This is a genomic window from Mediterraneibacter massiliensis, from assembly GCF_001487105.1.
GTDB lineage: Bacteria > Bacillota > Clostridia > Lachnospirales > Lachnospiraceae > Mediterraneibacter > Mediterraneibacter massiliensis.
The window spans coordinates 130,628-145,515 of record NZ_LN913001.1; the positions used below are offsets into that span (position 1 = coordinate 130,628).

Sequence of the window (14,888 nt, forward strand, 5' to 3'; positions counted from 1 at the left end):
ATATAATTGAAAGCAGGTGATACATTGAATTTTAAAAAGAAGGCAGCTGTTTTTACAGCATTAACAGGCAGCACTTTAGGAATCATGTATATAATAAATAGACTAGTGTATTATATTTCTACTGTAGATAATCTACTAGATTCTGATAAATACAATTATTATGATTGGCGTTTTGGAAAAGTTGCCTATAAAAAACAAGGGGCAGGTTCTCCGATTCTATTAATACATGATTTAACCGTAGGAAGTTCTTCTTATGAATGGTCCAAAATAACAGAAACACTTTCAAAAACAAATACAGTTTATACCATTGATCTACTTGGATGTGGTTGTTCAGATAAACCAAATTTAACTTATACTAATTTTCTTTATGTACAAATGATAAATGATTTTATCAAACATGTCATTGGAGAAAAAACAGATGTAGTAGTATCTGGCCTTTCAAGTTCATTTGTCATTATGGCGTGTGCAAATGATCCTACTAATATAAATCGTGTTGCATTAGTTAATCCAGAAAATATTGTCTCACTTGCCAAAATTCCAACTAAGCGAACAAAACTTATAAAACATTTAATGTCCACTCCTGTACTTGGAACTTTTATTTATAATATACTTGTAAATAAAAAGACAATTGGACAAGATTTCTATTCTTCATACTATTATAACCAAAATTTAATTGATGAAAAAAGTATCATGACCTATTTTGAATCTTCTCATAAAGAAAATACTCATTCAAAATATCTCTATGCAAGTCAAAAAGGCAGATACACTAATTCTAATATACTTTATTGTTTACACAAACTTACTAATAGTATTTTTATTATCATTGGAAATTCTAATCCTGAATATGGATTAATAGCTAATCAATACCAAAACCAATTACCTTCCATAGAAATTATAGGAATCAACAAAACAAAACATCTTCCTCATATGGAAAGACCAGATGAATTTATAGAACAAATAAAAATATTATTTTCAGAAGAAAAGTAAAATAGAAATTTACCGAAGCAACAAGCAGTACAAAAAGAACAGTCTACATCCTGTGTCATGCTTGCATGTAAACAGGGTGTAGACTGTTCCTTTTCATTCGGCGATAGCCGATAGCGAAATGAAGCGTAAGCGGAATTGAGCTAACACTGCGGAAGAACATAAGCTCATATTCAAAACAGAAAAAACTATAGAAGGTACACAAAGAAACACTGTGTCAGAACACAGGGCAGGCCCGCTTATCTGACACAGTGTTTCTTTGTTGTCTCTTTCAATCAGAAGTTTCGCTCCACTATCAGAAGGAAATAAATACTTCTGTTTGGAAATCCGCAGCAGCGTGAAGTCATATTTACAATGGTTCTTTTGTTGGTAATCCTGCTTTTCTTGGATACTTTTTAGGTGTATTTTTATTTTTTTGTATTTTAATAAAAGATCTCCCAATTTCTGATTCCGGTATCTGAAATTTTATACTATCACATATTTTTCCGCCCAAAATGTGTACAGCCTTTTCTGCCTGTTTTATCTCTTCATCAGCAGTACTGCTTTTGTAAGAAATAAATATACCCCCTATCCGTATGAATGGTATACAATATTCACTTAACGTAGATAAATTTGCAACTGCACGTGAAACACATAGATCAAACTTCTCTCTATATACTTCCTGTTTCGCAAAGTCTTCTGCTCTGCCATGTATAGCAGTAATATTCTTTAATTCCAATTTCTTTATGACTTCATTTAAGAATTTTACTCTCTTATTTAAGGAATCCAAAAGAACCACCTGCATATCCGGAAAAGCTATTTTTAACGGAATTCCCGGAAAACCGGCGCCTGTTCCTATATCGATCAGGGATGTATATTTTGTCATGTCGAGAACCTTCACTACTGTAAGACTGTCAATAAAATGCTTTTCATACACTTCCTCATATTCTGTAATGCCTGTCAGATTCATAATCTTATTCCATTCTACAAGCAATTCATAATAATCTCGGAACTGTTTTCTCTGCGTATCATCTAAATCTATTTTTAAATGTTTTAATTGTATATCAAATTTTTCTGCCATATAATTCATCATCCTATTTATCTGTTTTGTTATATATACCTTCCAGATATACTAAAAGAACAGAAATATCTGCCGGTGAGACACCAGATATTCTTGATGCCTGCCCTATTGATTCCGGACGAAGCTGGCTTAATTTCTGCTTTGCTTCAATACGAAGGCTCTGGATCATATCATAATTTATATCTTGCGGTATTTTCTTTTTTTCCAATTTTTTAAATTGTTCAACCTGTCTTTTTTGTCTCTTTATATATCCGTCATACTTAATATTAATTTCAACTTGCTCTGTTACATCCGCCGGAAGTTCTTTTCTTTCTTTATCTATAGGTTTAAGACTTTCATAAGATAGCTCCGGACGTCTTATCAAATCTGCCAGTGTAGTACCGGAAGTAAGAAGTGTGCTTCCATAAGAAGAAAGTAAATTTTGCACCTCTCCAGATGTTCCAATATTTGTATACTCTGCCCTTTTTATTTCTTCTTCTATCAACTGCTCTTTTTTTAATAAATTTTGATAGCGTGTTTCATCAATCAAACCTATTTCGTATCCCCTTTTTGTCAAACGAAGATCGGCATTATCTTGTCTCAACAAAAGACGGTATTCTGCCCTGGATGTCATCATCCTATAGGGTTCATGACTTTCCTTTGTAACCAGATCATCTATGAGGACTCCTATATATCCTTCTGAACGATCGATCACGATTCCTTCTTTTCCCTGCAGCTTTCTTGCCGCATTGATACCTGCAATCAGTCCCTGTGCCGCTGCCTCCTCATATCCTGAACTTCCATTAAACTGTCCGCCGCTGAAAAGACCTTCTACCTCTTTAAATTCCAGTGTACTTTTTAATTGTCTTGCATCAATACAATCATATTCTATCGCATAGGCATTTCTTACGATTTTAACATTCTCAAGCCCCGGAACACTTCTATACATAGCATATTGCACATCTTCTGGCAATGAACTAGACATTCCTCCTACGTACATTTCTGTTGTATTTAATCCCTCCGGTTCTATAAATACCTGATGTCTGTTTTTATCAGCAAATTTTACAACCTTATCTTCAATAGACGGACAGTATCTTGGTCCTGTTCCTTCTATCATTCCAGAAAATAAAGGGGATCTATCCAGATTTTCCCTTATGATCTCATGCGTTTTTTCATTTGTATAAGTCAGCCAACAGGAAACTTGTTCAATCTGCACATCATCTGCATTTGTTGTAAATGAAAAGGGAACAATCCTTTCGTCGCCTTTTTGTTCTTCCATTTTGCTGAAATCAATTGTATTCCTATCGATCCTTGCAGGTGTTCCTGTTTTAAAACGATACATTTTAATCCCAAGTGATTTTAAACTATCTGTCAGATAATTTGCGCTTTGCAGTCCATTTGGGCCTGTAGGAGTGCTTACCTCTCCATATATACATCTCGCTTTTAAATAAGTTCCTGTACAAAGTATTACCGCAGAACAACGATAAATAGCTCCTGAATAGGTCTGTATCCCTGTTATTTTTCCATTCTCAGTTAAAATATCTGTTACTTCCATTTGTTTAATATCCAGATTTTTCTGATTTTGCAGAACTTTTCTCATTTCTTTTGTATATTCTGCCTTATCTGCCTGTGCACGAAGTGAATGGACTGCCGGACCCTTTGAGCGATTTAACATTTTAGACTGGATAAATGTCCGGTCGATCACCTTTCCCATTTCTCCTCCTAGTGCATCTATTTCTCTGACAAGATGTCCTTTGGAACTTCCCCCGATATTGGGATTACAAGGCATTAAGGCAATACTGTCTACACTGACAGTAAACATGATCGTCTTAAAACCAAGTCTTGCTGTGGCAAGCGCAGCTTCACATCCCGCATGTCCTGCTCCTACTACAACTACATCATACACATCTTTATTTTCCCATACAGAATTTACTGAATATTTCATTGACCAAATCTTCTCCTATTGTTTCTCCTGTAATACTTCCTAATATCTCATATGCATCCATTAAATCTATAGAATAGAAATCCTCCGGCATTTGATTATTTATGCTCTCTGTCACCTTTTCCAGACTGTTTACCGCTTCTTTTAAAGCCTCCTTTTGCCTTAGATTTGTTATATAGATTTCATCATTAAAAGAAATATTTCCCCTTAAAAACATTCTTTTTAAAGTTTCTTCAAATTCTCTGATACCCTGTTCTTTTTTTGCAGATATGTCGATCATAGGAATGTTATTTTCTTTCTTTTTCTCATCTGTTTTATAAACAGATGAGACTTCTTCTATTTTTTGTTCTATATCCTCTTTTGTAATAACAGTATCTAAATCTGACTTATTTAACAAAATAATTGCTTTTTTATTATACACAAGATTTAATATCTTTTCATCATTTTCATCCAGATTTCTAGAAGCATCTACTACATAAATAATAAGATCTGCAGCTTTTATATATTCCTTTGCCTTTTCTACACCCATTTTTTCAATGATATCTTCTGTTTCTCTAATCCCTGCAGTATCAATCATATTCAAATTTAATCCCTGCAAGTGTATCTGTTCCTCTAAAATATCTCTTGTCGTACCTTCTATATCTGTTACGATAGCACGTTCTCTTCCCGACAGTACATTTAAAAGAGAGGATTTTCCTGCATTTGGTTTTCCTACAATTACAGTTTGTATTCCTTCTTTCAGGATTCTTCCATCATCTGCGGAAGAAATTAGTTTTTTTAGTTCTTTTTTTATTTTCTCTATTGTATTTTGTAATTTTTCACCATACCCATCCACGCTGATATGTTCCGGATCGTCTAAGGCGGTCTCTATAAAAGCTGTATGGTATAAGATTTCTTTCCTGATTTCTTCTATCTTTCTTCTTACACTTCCTTTTAGCTGACTAACAGAACTTTTCAGGGCATACTCATTTTGAGACTGTATCACATCGATAACTGCCTCCGCCTGGGATAGATCTATTTTTCCATTTAAAAAGGCTCTTTTTGTAAATTCTCCAGGCTCTGCTGCTCTTGCCCCATTTTCTAATACAGTTTCCAGAACTTTTTGTAGAACAAAAGTACCTCCGTGACAATTAATCTCTACTATATCTTCTCCTGTAAATGTTTTTGGGGCTTTCATAACGCTGACAAGAACTTCATCCACATTTTCATTGTCTTTTTGGATAAACCCATAGTGGATCGTATGACTGTCTGCTTCTGATAATATTTCTTTTCCTTTATAAATTCTATCTATCACTTCAAATGCTTCATTTCCACTAATCCTGACGATTCCGATTCCCGCATTCGTCATTCCTGTAGATATTGCGGCAATTGTATCTTTCTTCATCTTTCACCTCAATAACAAAAAGAGACGCTTTTTATCTTCACGAAAGTTTCCGTGAAGCGTAAAACGTCTCTTTCGCTTCTATAATCTTCCTATTTCTTTAATGTAACAACTACTTTTCTGTAAGGTTCTTCCCCTTCACTATGTGTCGTAACATATGGATCTGCCTGTAAAGCAGCGTGGATGATTCTTCTTTCATATGGATTCATAGGTTCGAGAGATACTGCTCTGCGTGTTCTTTTCACCTTATGCGCAATATTCTTTGCCAGATTCTTCAGAGTTTCTTCTCTTCTTGCACGATAATTTTCTGTATCTAATTTAACACGCACATATCCTTCCTGATGTTTATTTGCCACACGATTTGCAAGATATTGCAGCGCATCCAATGTCTGTCCTCTTTTGCCGATCAAAATTCCCATGTGTTTTCCATTCATCTCAATGCTTAAAGCACCGTCTTCATCTACTTTAGAAGTGATTTCTACTTCCATATCCATAGCAGACAAAGTATCCTTTAAGAAATCTTCTACGGCTTTGATTGCTTCATCCGTTACTTCAGCAAGATCCTCTTTTTGTTTTACAGAAGTTTCTTCCTGTTTTTCAACAACTTTTTCTTCTGTTTTTTCTGCAGGTGCGATTTTTTCAGCCTGTTTTGGCTTTTCCTTTTTTATCTCGGGTTTCTTAACAGGTTCTTCTTTTATGATCTCTGGTTTTGGTTCTGGCTTTCTTCTTGCTTCAATTACTGCCTGTTTCATTCCAATTCCCAGAAAACCGGCGCTTCCCTTTTCAATCACTTCATATTCCAGTCGGTCACTTGTTACACCCAACTGAATCAATGCTTCTGTTATTGCATCATCGACAGTCTTTGCTGATACTCTGATACTCCCGTTCATCCCTGCTCCTTCCCGCGATAACTATTTATCACTATCTTCTTTCTTCGTTTTTTCTTTGCTTATGCCGTCATTGCCATTATATCTGCTTACCAGATTTGCCTTAGCTGCAAGACTTCCCGGTTTTGCATTCTTACTATATTCTGCGGCTTTTTTTAACTTTTCTTCTTTTTCGGAATCAGACATATTTGATTTTTTCTTCGCTGTCACGTTTCTTGTACTTTGTGTTGCCATTCGATTTATTTCCTGAGCAGAAGTACCTTTTTTCTCACGCTTCTTAGCTGCCTTTTTCTGATTCTCTTCAATCAATTCTTCCACTGTTTTCTTGCTTAAATACTTATTGATCGCAAGCTGCTGTACACATCTTACCAGAGCACTTGCTGCCCAATACAAACCAAGACCTGCAGGAAGAGTAAATCCAAATACAACAGAAATCAGCGGCATTGTATAGATCATTGTTTTCATAGAACCCGCCATCGGATTATCTCCATTATCCTGCATTGCCGGCTGCGGCTGTAATTTCACACTGATAAACTGTGTAAGTCCTGCCATCAAAGGAATGATAACAGCCATAATGATCCCTATGATAGAAAAATCATGGAATGCTGACATTAACATAGTCAAAGGCTGCTCTCCAATATTGATCCCAAGGAAAGTATTTAAATGACCTACCTGACTGACCGTATCATTTACGATCTCACTTAGAGAAGGCATTTTATCAACTAATGTATTCCATGTAGAATCCTGAAATTTATAAAGCGCATTGACAATGGTATCCACTTTCGAATAATCATAAGATTTTGGACTCATAAGAACCGGACTTGCTTCTCCTATTTTTTCCATGATCTTCTGGAAACCATCTGTCGCCATAATCTGATTTACAACAGGCATATAAACATCTTTTACGCCTTGTACATATTTTGGTATATTAGAAACTACCGGGTACAAAGCAAACAAGATCGGCATCTGTATTAACATCGGAAGACATCCTCCTGTTGGAGAAGTTCCGTATTTTTCATATATGATCTGCATTTCTTCCTGCTGTTTTAACATGGAAGCCTGATCTCTTTTTCCTGCATATTTTTTTTGTATTTTTCTTATATCAGGCTGCATAACAGCAGACATCTTAGACCATTTCTGTTGTTTGATCGTAAGAGGAATCATTAATGTGTAAATAATGATCGTAAATATAATGATACAAATACCGATATTTTGAATACCAATCGCATTCATCACATTATAGATTCCATTCATCAGTTTACCCAACAGCCAGGCAATCTGCTTGATAATCGGCCAGTCTCCGTAACCGACAGCTAAAATCCCATACATCTTTTATCCTCCTTAAGGTACCGGGTCATACCCTCCTTTTGCAAATGGATTGCAGCGCAGTATTCTCCAAACAGTCAAAGCGCCCCCTTTGATTGCTCCGTATTTCTCGATTGCTTCAATCCCATACTGTGAACAAGTTGGTATATAAATACAATGATACTGCCTTTTTAATCCGGATAAATACTTTTGATAAAACCGGATCAACGCGATCAAAATCCGTTTCATCTTCTACTGCACTCCTTTATGTTTGTCCGATCAGACATATATCTCATGAAGTTTTCCAAGGTGGATCAGTGCACTCAAAATTTCCTGATATGTTCTTTCTTTTGCACTTACTCTGGCTATAATGACAATATCATATCCACTTTGGAAATGTTCTTCCGATAGTCTATAACTTTCTCTGATCAATCTTGTGATATGATGTCTTATGACACTATTTCCTACTTTCTTGCTGACAGAAATTCCTACTCTATTTTTTCCAGTTTCACTTTTTAAAATATACATAACAAGATATTTATTCGCATAAGATTTTCCTTGTCTGTAAACTGTCTGGAAATCTTTATTCTTCTTTAAAGATTCGGAAAATTTCATTTATCTCCTCATTCCATCTGCATTTTAAATAAATAGAAGAAAAGGCCACATATATGCGGCCTACGCTGACAACTGTTTTCTTCCTTTTGCTCTTCTGGCAGCTAAAACTTTTCTTCCGCCTGGTGTGCTCATTCTCGCTCTAAAACCGTGAACTTTAGCTCTTGATCTTTTCTTAGGCTGAAATGTCATTTTCATTATCCATACACCTCCCTTTACTTGATATACTTTATAATAAAGTATCAACAATATTATCTCATTATACAAAAAGACACTGCTCTTAATTATAGAAAAAAAACAGCCATAAGTCAAGCAATTCGGAATATTTTTTTATCCACTTTATCCACACAATGTGAATAACTTGTGGATAACCACAAAATAATCTGTAGATAACTTTTCTTTTTATCCCAAACATGTCTCAATTCTCTGTATATTCTATGTTCATAAACTTATACACATAGATTTTCCGTTGCTTATACCTCTTTTTTGATGTAAAATGTAATAGAGAGATTCTGCCTTTATATCTCTCTATTATATTGATTAGGAGTTATTATCCATGAATATTGTAGAAAAAAATTGGGAGCAGATCCTGAATAAAATGAAATTAGAATATTGCTCTTCAAATATTTCATATAATACCTGGATTGCCCCGCTTACTGTATATGAAGTAACAGAAGATACAGTCTACATACTGGTAAAATTAAGAGCAAGTCTGGAACATATAGAAGATAAATACAGACTTCCTTTCCGCGTGTGTATCGGTGAAGTAACAGGAATTGAATATGAAGTTGCTTTTGTCACAGAAGATGAAACTGTCATCAGAGAAAAAAAACAATCCTCTGTAAAGAAACAAAAATCAAATGCTATTTTTGAACAGGCAAATTTAAATCCCAAATACACATTCGATACGTTTGTTGTCGGAAGCAATAATAATTTTGCTCATGCAGCTTCTTTAGCTGTCGCAGAATCGCCAGGCGAAATTTACAATCCACTTTTTATATATGGAGGAGTAGGGCTTGGAAAAACCCATCTAATGCACTCTATTGCTCATTTTATATTAGAAAATGATTCTTCTAAAAAGGTTCTTTATGTAACAAGTGAAACATTTACAAATGAGCTGATCGATGCTTTAAAAATTGGAAAAAACGGAAACGAGTTGGCAATGACCACATTTCGTGAAAAATATAGAAATAATGACGTACTTCTGATCGATGATATTCAATTTATCATAGGAAAAGAAAGTACACAGGAAGAATTTTTTCATACCTTTAATCATCTTCATGTATCAGGAAAACAGATCATCATTTCCAGCGACAAGCCTCCAAAAGATATCGAGACACTGGAAGCACGTCTTAGGACAAGATTTGAATGGGGACTGATCGCAGATATCTCCTCTCCTGATTATGAAACAAGAATGGCCATCTTAAGAAAAAAAGAAGAATTAGATGGACTGGAGCGTTATCATATTCCCGATGAAGTCATGCAATATATAGCAAATAATATCAAATCTAATATCCGAGAACTTGAAGGTTCTTTAAATAAACTGATTGCTCTTGCTAACCTTGAAAACCGAGCTATTGATATTCCACTTGCTGCAGAAGCATTAAAGGATATTATTTCTCCGGACAGAAATCGGGTCGTTACTCCGGAACTGATCATTGACATTGTATCTGACCATTTTAATATTCCTGTTTCTGAACTAAAAGGAAAAAAACGAAATGCAGAAATCGTCCTTCCCAGACAGATCATCATGTATCTATGCCGTAAAATGACAGAGACTCCCTTAAAATCCATTGGGATCATCCTTGGCGGCAGAGATCATGCTTCTATCAGTCATGGAGTAGATAAAATTGAAGCCGCTCTTAAGAACGATGAAGCTCTTAATAATACAGTCAATATTATAAAGAAAAAAATCAATCCAATATAAACAAAATACATCCTTGTGAATAACTATGTAAAAAACATGTGGATGAATGTGTGAAAAACATTTTTTATTTTTTTAATGATTTTTTATTCTCATTTTATCCAACCCTTATACATTGTCTTTCTACATAGTTATCAAAATGGACAACCCTTTATTTTTTAAGGCTTTGAAGCACTTATTAACATATTCACAGTCCCTATTAAGAAGAATACGGAATTGATATATATATTTATATCTAAAAAAGAACCTGGATTTTTATCCCCACACTTACTTTATAGACAGATAAACTTTTCTTAGATATATAAAAGCATGGAAGTCGAAAGGAGTTATGTATATGAAAATTGTTTGTACAAAATCAAATCTGGTAAAAGGAGTCAGCATTGTATCTAAAGCAGTGCCTTCAAAAACTACAATGCCTATTCTGGAATGTATTTTAATAGATGCATCCGCAGAAGAAATTAAATTAACAGCAAATGATATGGAATTGGGCATCGAAACTAGAATTGAAGGTGAGATCATTGAAAGAGGGATCATAGCATTAAATGCAAAAATTTTCTCTGAAATTGTAAGAAAACTTCCAGATAATGATGTTGTGATCGAGACAGAATCAGATAGTCAGGCTTTGATCACATGTGAAAAAGCAAAATTTAACATTGCAGCACAATCAGGAGATGATTTTTCCTATCTTCCTGTTATTGAAAAAGATGATTTTATTACAGTTACAGAATTTACACTCAAAGAAGTTATCCGGCAGACAATTTTTTCTATTGCTGATAATGATACAAATAAAATGATGACAGGAGAGCTTTTTGAGATTGAGGACAATATGCTGAAAGTGGTATCTCTTGATGGGCATAGAATCTCCATTCGTAAAATTGAACTGAAAGATTCTTATGCTTCAAAAAAAGTCATTGTGCCTGGAAAAACACTGCAGGAAATCAGTAAGATCATTGGAGGAGAAGCAGAGGCAGAAGTAGATATTTCATTTACAAAAAATCATATTGTATTTGAATTTGACAAGACAGTTGTGGTTTCTCGCCTTATAGAGGGAGAATATTTTAAGATCGATCAAATGCTTTCCAGTGATTATGAAACAAAAGTAAAGATCAATAAACGTGAATTATTAGATTGTATTGACAGAGCTACACTTTTGATCAAAGAAGGGGATAAAAAGCCTATCATTATAGACATCAGAGACGAGTCTATGGAACTGAAAATAAAGTCACAGATCGGTTCTATGGACGAAGAAATTTTTATAACAAAAGAAGGGAAAGATTTGTTGATCGGATTTAATCCTAAATTTTTGATAGATGCATTAAGAGTCATAGAAGATGAAGAAGTGGAATTGTATTTTATGAATGCAAAAGCTCCGTGTTTTATAAAAGATGAGGCACAGAGTTATATTTATCTGATACTTCCTGTAAATTTCAGTGCAGTAGCATAAATGAAACCATTTATAAAAACGCAACGAAATGTTGTGTATATGAGAAGATTTGGAGAAAGAAGAAAGTGGATAGTATAAAATTACGTCAAAATGATGAATTTATCAAGTTAGGTCAGGCTTTGAAGGCGGCAGGCCTGGTTGGATCTGGTGTGGAAGCAAAAGAAGTGATTCAGGATGGTCTGGTAACAGTCAATCAGGAAGTAGAGATGAGGCGTGGAAGAAAGCTCTATGATGGAGATATTGCTGCTTTTGACGGCAAGGAAATAAAAATTGAAAAATAGGGTAAAAAAGTGTAAAATAGGTAAGTAATAATGGAGAAAGTATGGTAATCAAATCTTTAAAGCTGAAAAATTATAGGAATTATGATTTATTAGATTTGACCTTTGATCCAAAGACGAACATTTTGTATGGAGATAATGCACAGGGAAAAACAAATATTCTGGAAGGCCTTTATTTGACTGGAACAACCAAATCTCACAGAGGAACAAAAGACAGAGATCTTATAAGATTTGGAGAAGAAGAGTCCCATCTTGAGACTATCGTCAACAAGCATGGGACTGATTTTCAGATAGATATGCATTTGAAAAAGAATAGTCCAAAAGGAATTGCTATTAATAAAATTCCAATCAGAAGGGCAAGTGAATTATTTGGAATCATACATTTTGTATTTTTTTCTCCTGAAGATTTGAATATCATTAAAGAAGGTCCTTCTGGCAGACGAAGATTTATGGATCTGGAATTGTCACAGCTTGACAAATTATATCTGAGTAACCTGTCTAATTATAATCGGATCATCAATCAAAGAAATTCCTTATTGAAAGAATTATATAAACAGGAAAGTTTGATGGAAACTTTGGATATCTGGGATCTTCAGTTAGTGGAATACGGAAACAAAATAATAGAGAGACGAGAAAAATTTATACAACAGGTAAATAAAATTATTTCGGATATTCATTTTAAATTGACAGGCGGGAAGGAAAAAATTTTCATTACATATGAAAAGAGTATTGGAAATCTTTCTTTGGAGCAGTCGCTTAAAAAGAACAGGGAAAGAGATATACGAATGAAAAGTACATCTTCCGGACCACACAGAGATGATCTGTGTTTTACGGCAGGAGATATTGACATAAGAAAATTCGGGTCTCAGGGACAACAGAGAACGGCAGCTCTCTCTTTAAAACTTTCAGAAATAGAGCTTGTAAAAAAGTTGATCAATGATACACCGATTTTATTATTAGATGATGTATTGTCTGAGTTGGACAAACATAGGCAAAACTATCTATTGGATAGTATCCATGATATACAGACAGTCATTACATGTACTGGATTGGATGAATTTGTGAATCATCGTTTTTCAATTAATAAAATATTTCATGTGAAAAATGGAAAAGTAGCGAATGAAAATTAGGAGGTTTTTAAATGGGTGCAACAGGTACAGAATTTGATGCTGAATATGGAGCAGATCAGATTCAGATATTAGAAGGATTAGAAGCGGTAAGGAAAAGACCGGGTATGTACATCGGAAGCACTTCTTCGAGAGGTCTCCATCATCTGGTATATGAAATTGTAGATAATGCGGTAGATGAGGCTTTAGCAGGATATTGTGATACTATAGTTGTCAGTATCAATGCGGATAATTCCATTACAGTTATAGATAATGGGCGTGGAATTCCGGTAGGAATCAATCATAAAGCAGGACTTCCAGCAGTAGAAGTTGTATTTACGATCCTCCATGCAGGCGGAAAATTTGGCGGCGGGGGATATAAGGTTTCGGGAGGGCTCCATGGAGTTGGAGCATCTGTCGTAAACGCGCTTTCTGAATGGTTGGAAGTAGAAATCTGCAATGAAGGAAAAATATATAAACAACGTTATGAACGAGGAAAAGTAGCCTTTAAATTAAAAGTAGTCGGCGATTGCGAAGCAGAAAAAACAGGAACGAAAGTAACATTTCTGCCGGATAAGGAAATTTTTGAAGAAACAATCTTTGATTATGACATATTAAAGCAGCGCTTTAGAGAAATGGCTTTCTTAACAAAAGGATTAAAAATTGTTTTAAGAGATGAAAGAGAAGAAGATCCAAAGGAAAAAACATTCCATTATGAAGGCGGCATCAAAGAATTTATTACTTATCTAAACAAAAGCAAAACGCCTCTTTATGAGCAGATCATCTACTGTGAAGGGATGAAAGATAATGTATTTGTAGAAGTTGCTATGCAGCATAATGATTCTTACAGCGATAACACATATGGTTTTGTAAATAATATTACAACACCGGAGGGGGGAACCCATATTGTAGGATTCAGAAATGCATTGACAAAGACTTTTAATGATTACGCCAGAAAAAATAAACTTTTAAAGGATAATGAACCGAATCTTTCAGGTGAAGATATAAGAGAAGGTCTGACTGCGATCATCAGTGTTAAAATTGAAGATCCACAGTTTGAAGGGCAGACAAAACAGAAACTTGGAAATAGCGAGGCAAGAGGAGCTGTAGATAATATTGTAAGTACCCAGCTTGAGATTTTTCTTGAACAAAATCCAAGTGTAGCAAAGCTGACGATTGAAAAATCTGTAATGGCGCAAAGAGCCAGAGAAGCGGCAAGAAAAGCAAGAGATCTGACAAGAAGGAAATCTGCTTTAGAAGGTATGTCGCTTCCGGGAAAATTGGCAGATTGTTCAGATAAAGACCCTGTAAATTGTGAAATTTATATTGTCGAGGGAGATTCTGCGGGCGGTTCTGCTAAAACAGCAAGAGATCGGGCGACACAGGCAATCCTTCCGCTGCGTGGAAAAATTTTAAATGTAGAAAAAGCACGTTTAGATAAGATTTATGCAAATGCCGAGATTAAAGCAATGATCACAGCCTTTGGTACAGGGATCCATGAAGATTTTGATATTTCAAAATTAAGATATCATAAAATTATCATCATGACAGATGCCGATGTGGATGGGGCTCATATCAGTACTTTATTATTAACCTTTTTATATCGGTTTATGCCTGATCTTATCAAAGAAGGGTATGTATATTTGGCACAGCCGCCTCTTTATAAATTAGAAAAAAATAAAAAGGTTTGGTATGCATATAGTGATGAAGAATTAAATAAGATTCTGACAGAAGTGGGAAGAGACGGAAATAATAAAATTCAGAGATATAAAGGTCTGGGTGAGATGGATGCAGAGCAGCTTTGGGATACGACAATGGATCCGGAACATAGAATACTGCTTCGTGTAACAATGGATGAAGAAACATCTTCCGAACTTGATTTGACTTTTACTACCTTAATGGGAGATAAAGTAGAACCAAGAAGAGAATTCATAGAAGAAAATGCAAAATACGTCCAGAATCTGGATATATAGCAGATTTTAGGAG

At 34.9% G+C, this 14,888-nt stretch carries 14 protein-coding genes; 6 read left to right on the plus strand and 8 right to left on the minus strand.

The annotated features are described in order from the left end of the window. Positions 1-24 precede the first annotated feature (24 nt). Positions 25-987: an alpha/beta fold hydrolase gene (locus BN3282_RS04880; RefSeq protein ID WP_059067082.1), complete on the plus strand. Its 963-nt coding sequence runs from the start codon at positions 25-27 to the stop codon at positions 985-987. 346 nt (positions 988-1,333) lie between these two features. On the opposite strand, the gene rsmG is transcribed toward BN3282_RS04880, so the two are convergent. The 8 genes from rsmG to rpmH form a co-directional block, all read right to left on the minus strand. Next, complete coding sequence (gene rsmG / locus BN3282_RS04885; RefSeq protein ID WP_059067084.1) at positions 1,334-2,044, minus strand: 16S rRNA (guanine(527)-N(7))-methyltransferase RsmG; 711 nt, start codon at positions 2,042-2,044, stop codon at positions 1,334-1,336. A 13-nt stretch (positions 2,045-2,057) separates the two neighbouring features. Further along, on the minus strand, positions 2,058-3,968 hold the full coding sequence (mnmG, locus tag BN3282_RS04890; protein WP_059067085.1) for a tRNA uridine-5-carboxymethylaminomethyl(34) synthesis enzyme MnmG: 1,911 nt from the start codon (positions 3,966-3,968) through the stop codon (positions 2,058-2,060). Further along, positions 3,934-5,349, minus strand: a complete 1,416-nt coding sequence (mnmE, locus tag BN3282_RS04895; protein WP_059067087.1) for a tRNA uridine-5-carboxymethylaminomethyl(34) synthesis GTPase MnmE — start codon at positions 5,347-5,349, stop codon at positions 3,934-3,936. The genes mnmG and mnmE overlap by 35 nt, the downstream gene beginning before the upstream one ends. 89 nt (positions 5,350-5,438) lie before the next feature. Then, positions 5,439-6,236, minus strand: coding sequence for an RNA-binding cell elongation regulator Jag/EloR (gene jag, locus BN3282_RS04900; RefSeq protein ID WP_059067089.1), 798 nt, complete (start codon positions 6,234-6,236; stop codon positions 5,439-5,441). Between the two features lie 21 nt (positions 6,237-6,257). Further along, a complete protein-coding gene (locus BN3282_RS04905; RefSeq protein WP_059067091.1) occupies positions 6,258-7,562 on the minus strand; it encodes a YidC/Oxa1 family membrane protein insertase in 1,305 nt (434 codons plus the stop codon). Between the two features lie 12 nt (positions 7,563-7,574). After that, entirely contained in the window at positions 7,575-7,787 is a 213-nt protein-coding gene (yidD, locus tag BN3282_RS04910; RefSeq protein WP_059067092.1) for a membrane protein insertion efficiency factor YidD, read from the minus strand. A 30-nt stretch (positions 7,788-7,817) separates the two neighbouring features. Beyond that, complete coding sequence (rnpA, locus tag BN3282_RS04915) at positions 7,818-8,153, minus strand: ribonuclease P protein component (RefSeq protein WP_059067094.1); 336 nt, start codon at positions 8,151-8,153, stop codon at positions 7,818-7,820. 60 nt (positions 8,154-8,213) lie between these two features. Next, entirely contained in the window at positions 8,214-8,348 is a 135-nt protein-coding gene (gene rpmH / locus BN3282_RS04920; RefSeq protein WP_004841272.1) for a 50S ribosomal protein L34, read from the minus strand. 358 nt (positions 8,349-8,706) lie between these two features. Between rpmH and dnaA the strand changes: the two genes are divergently transcribed. The 5 genes from dnaA (at position 8,707) to gyrB (ending at position 14,875) form a co-directional block, all read left to right on the plus strand. Then, on the plus strand, positions 8,707-10,077 hold the full coding sequence (gene dnaA, locus BN3282_RS04925; RefSeq protein WP_059067096.1) for a chromosomal replication initiator protein DnaA: 1,371 nt from the start codon (positions 8,707-8,709) through the stop codon (positions 10,075-10,077). Positions 10,078-10,408: 331 nt separating this feature from the next. After that, positions 10,409-11,518 carry a DNA polymerase III subunit beta gene (gene dnaN / locus BN3282_RS04930; RefSeq protein ID WP_059067098.1) on the plus strand — a complete coding sequence of 370 codons (1,110 nt, stop codon included), beginning with the start codon at positions 10,409-10,411 and terminating at the stop codon, positions 11,516-11,518. Positions 11,519-11,583: 65 nt separating this feature from the next. Then, positions 11,584-11,799, plus strand: a complete 216-nt coding sequence (locus BN3282_RS04935; protein WP_059067100.1) for an RNA-binding S4 domain-containing protein — start codon at positions 11,584-11,586, stop codon at positions 11,797-11,799. 41 nt (positions 11,800-11,840) lie between these two features. Then, the gene (gene recF, locus BN3282_RS04940; RefSeq protein WP_059067103.1) at positions 11,841-12,926 is read left to right on the plus strand and encodes a DNA replication/repair protein RecF; all 1,086 of its coding nucleotides are present in this window, start codon (positions 11,841-11,843) and stop codon (positions 12,924-12,926) included. An 11-nt stretch (positions 12,927-12,937) separates the two neighbouring features. Beyond that, complete coding sequence (gene gyrB / locus BN3282_RS04945) at positions 12,938-14,875, plus strand: DNA topoisomerase (ATP-hydrolyzing) subunit B (RefSeq protein WP_059067105.1); 1,938 nt, start codon at positions 12,938-12,940, stop codon at positions 14,873-14,875. Positions 14,876-14,888 lie beyond the last annotated feature (13 nt).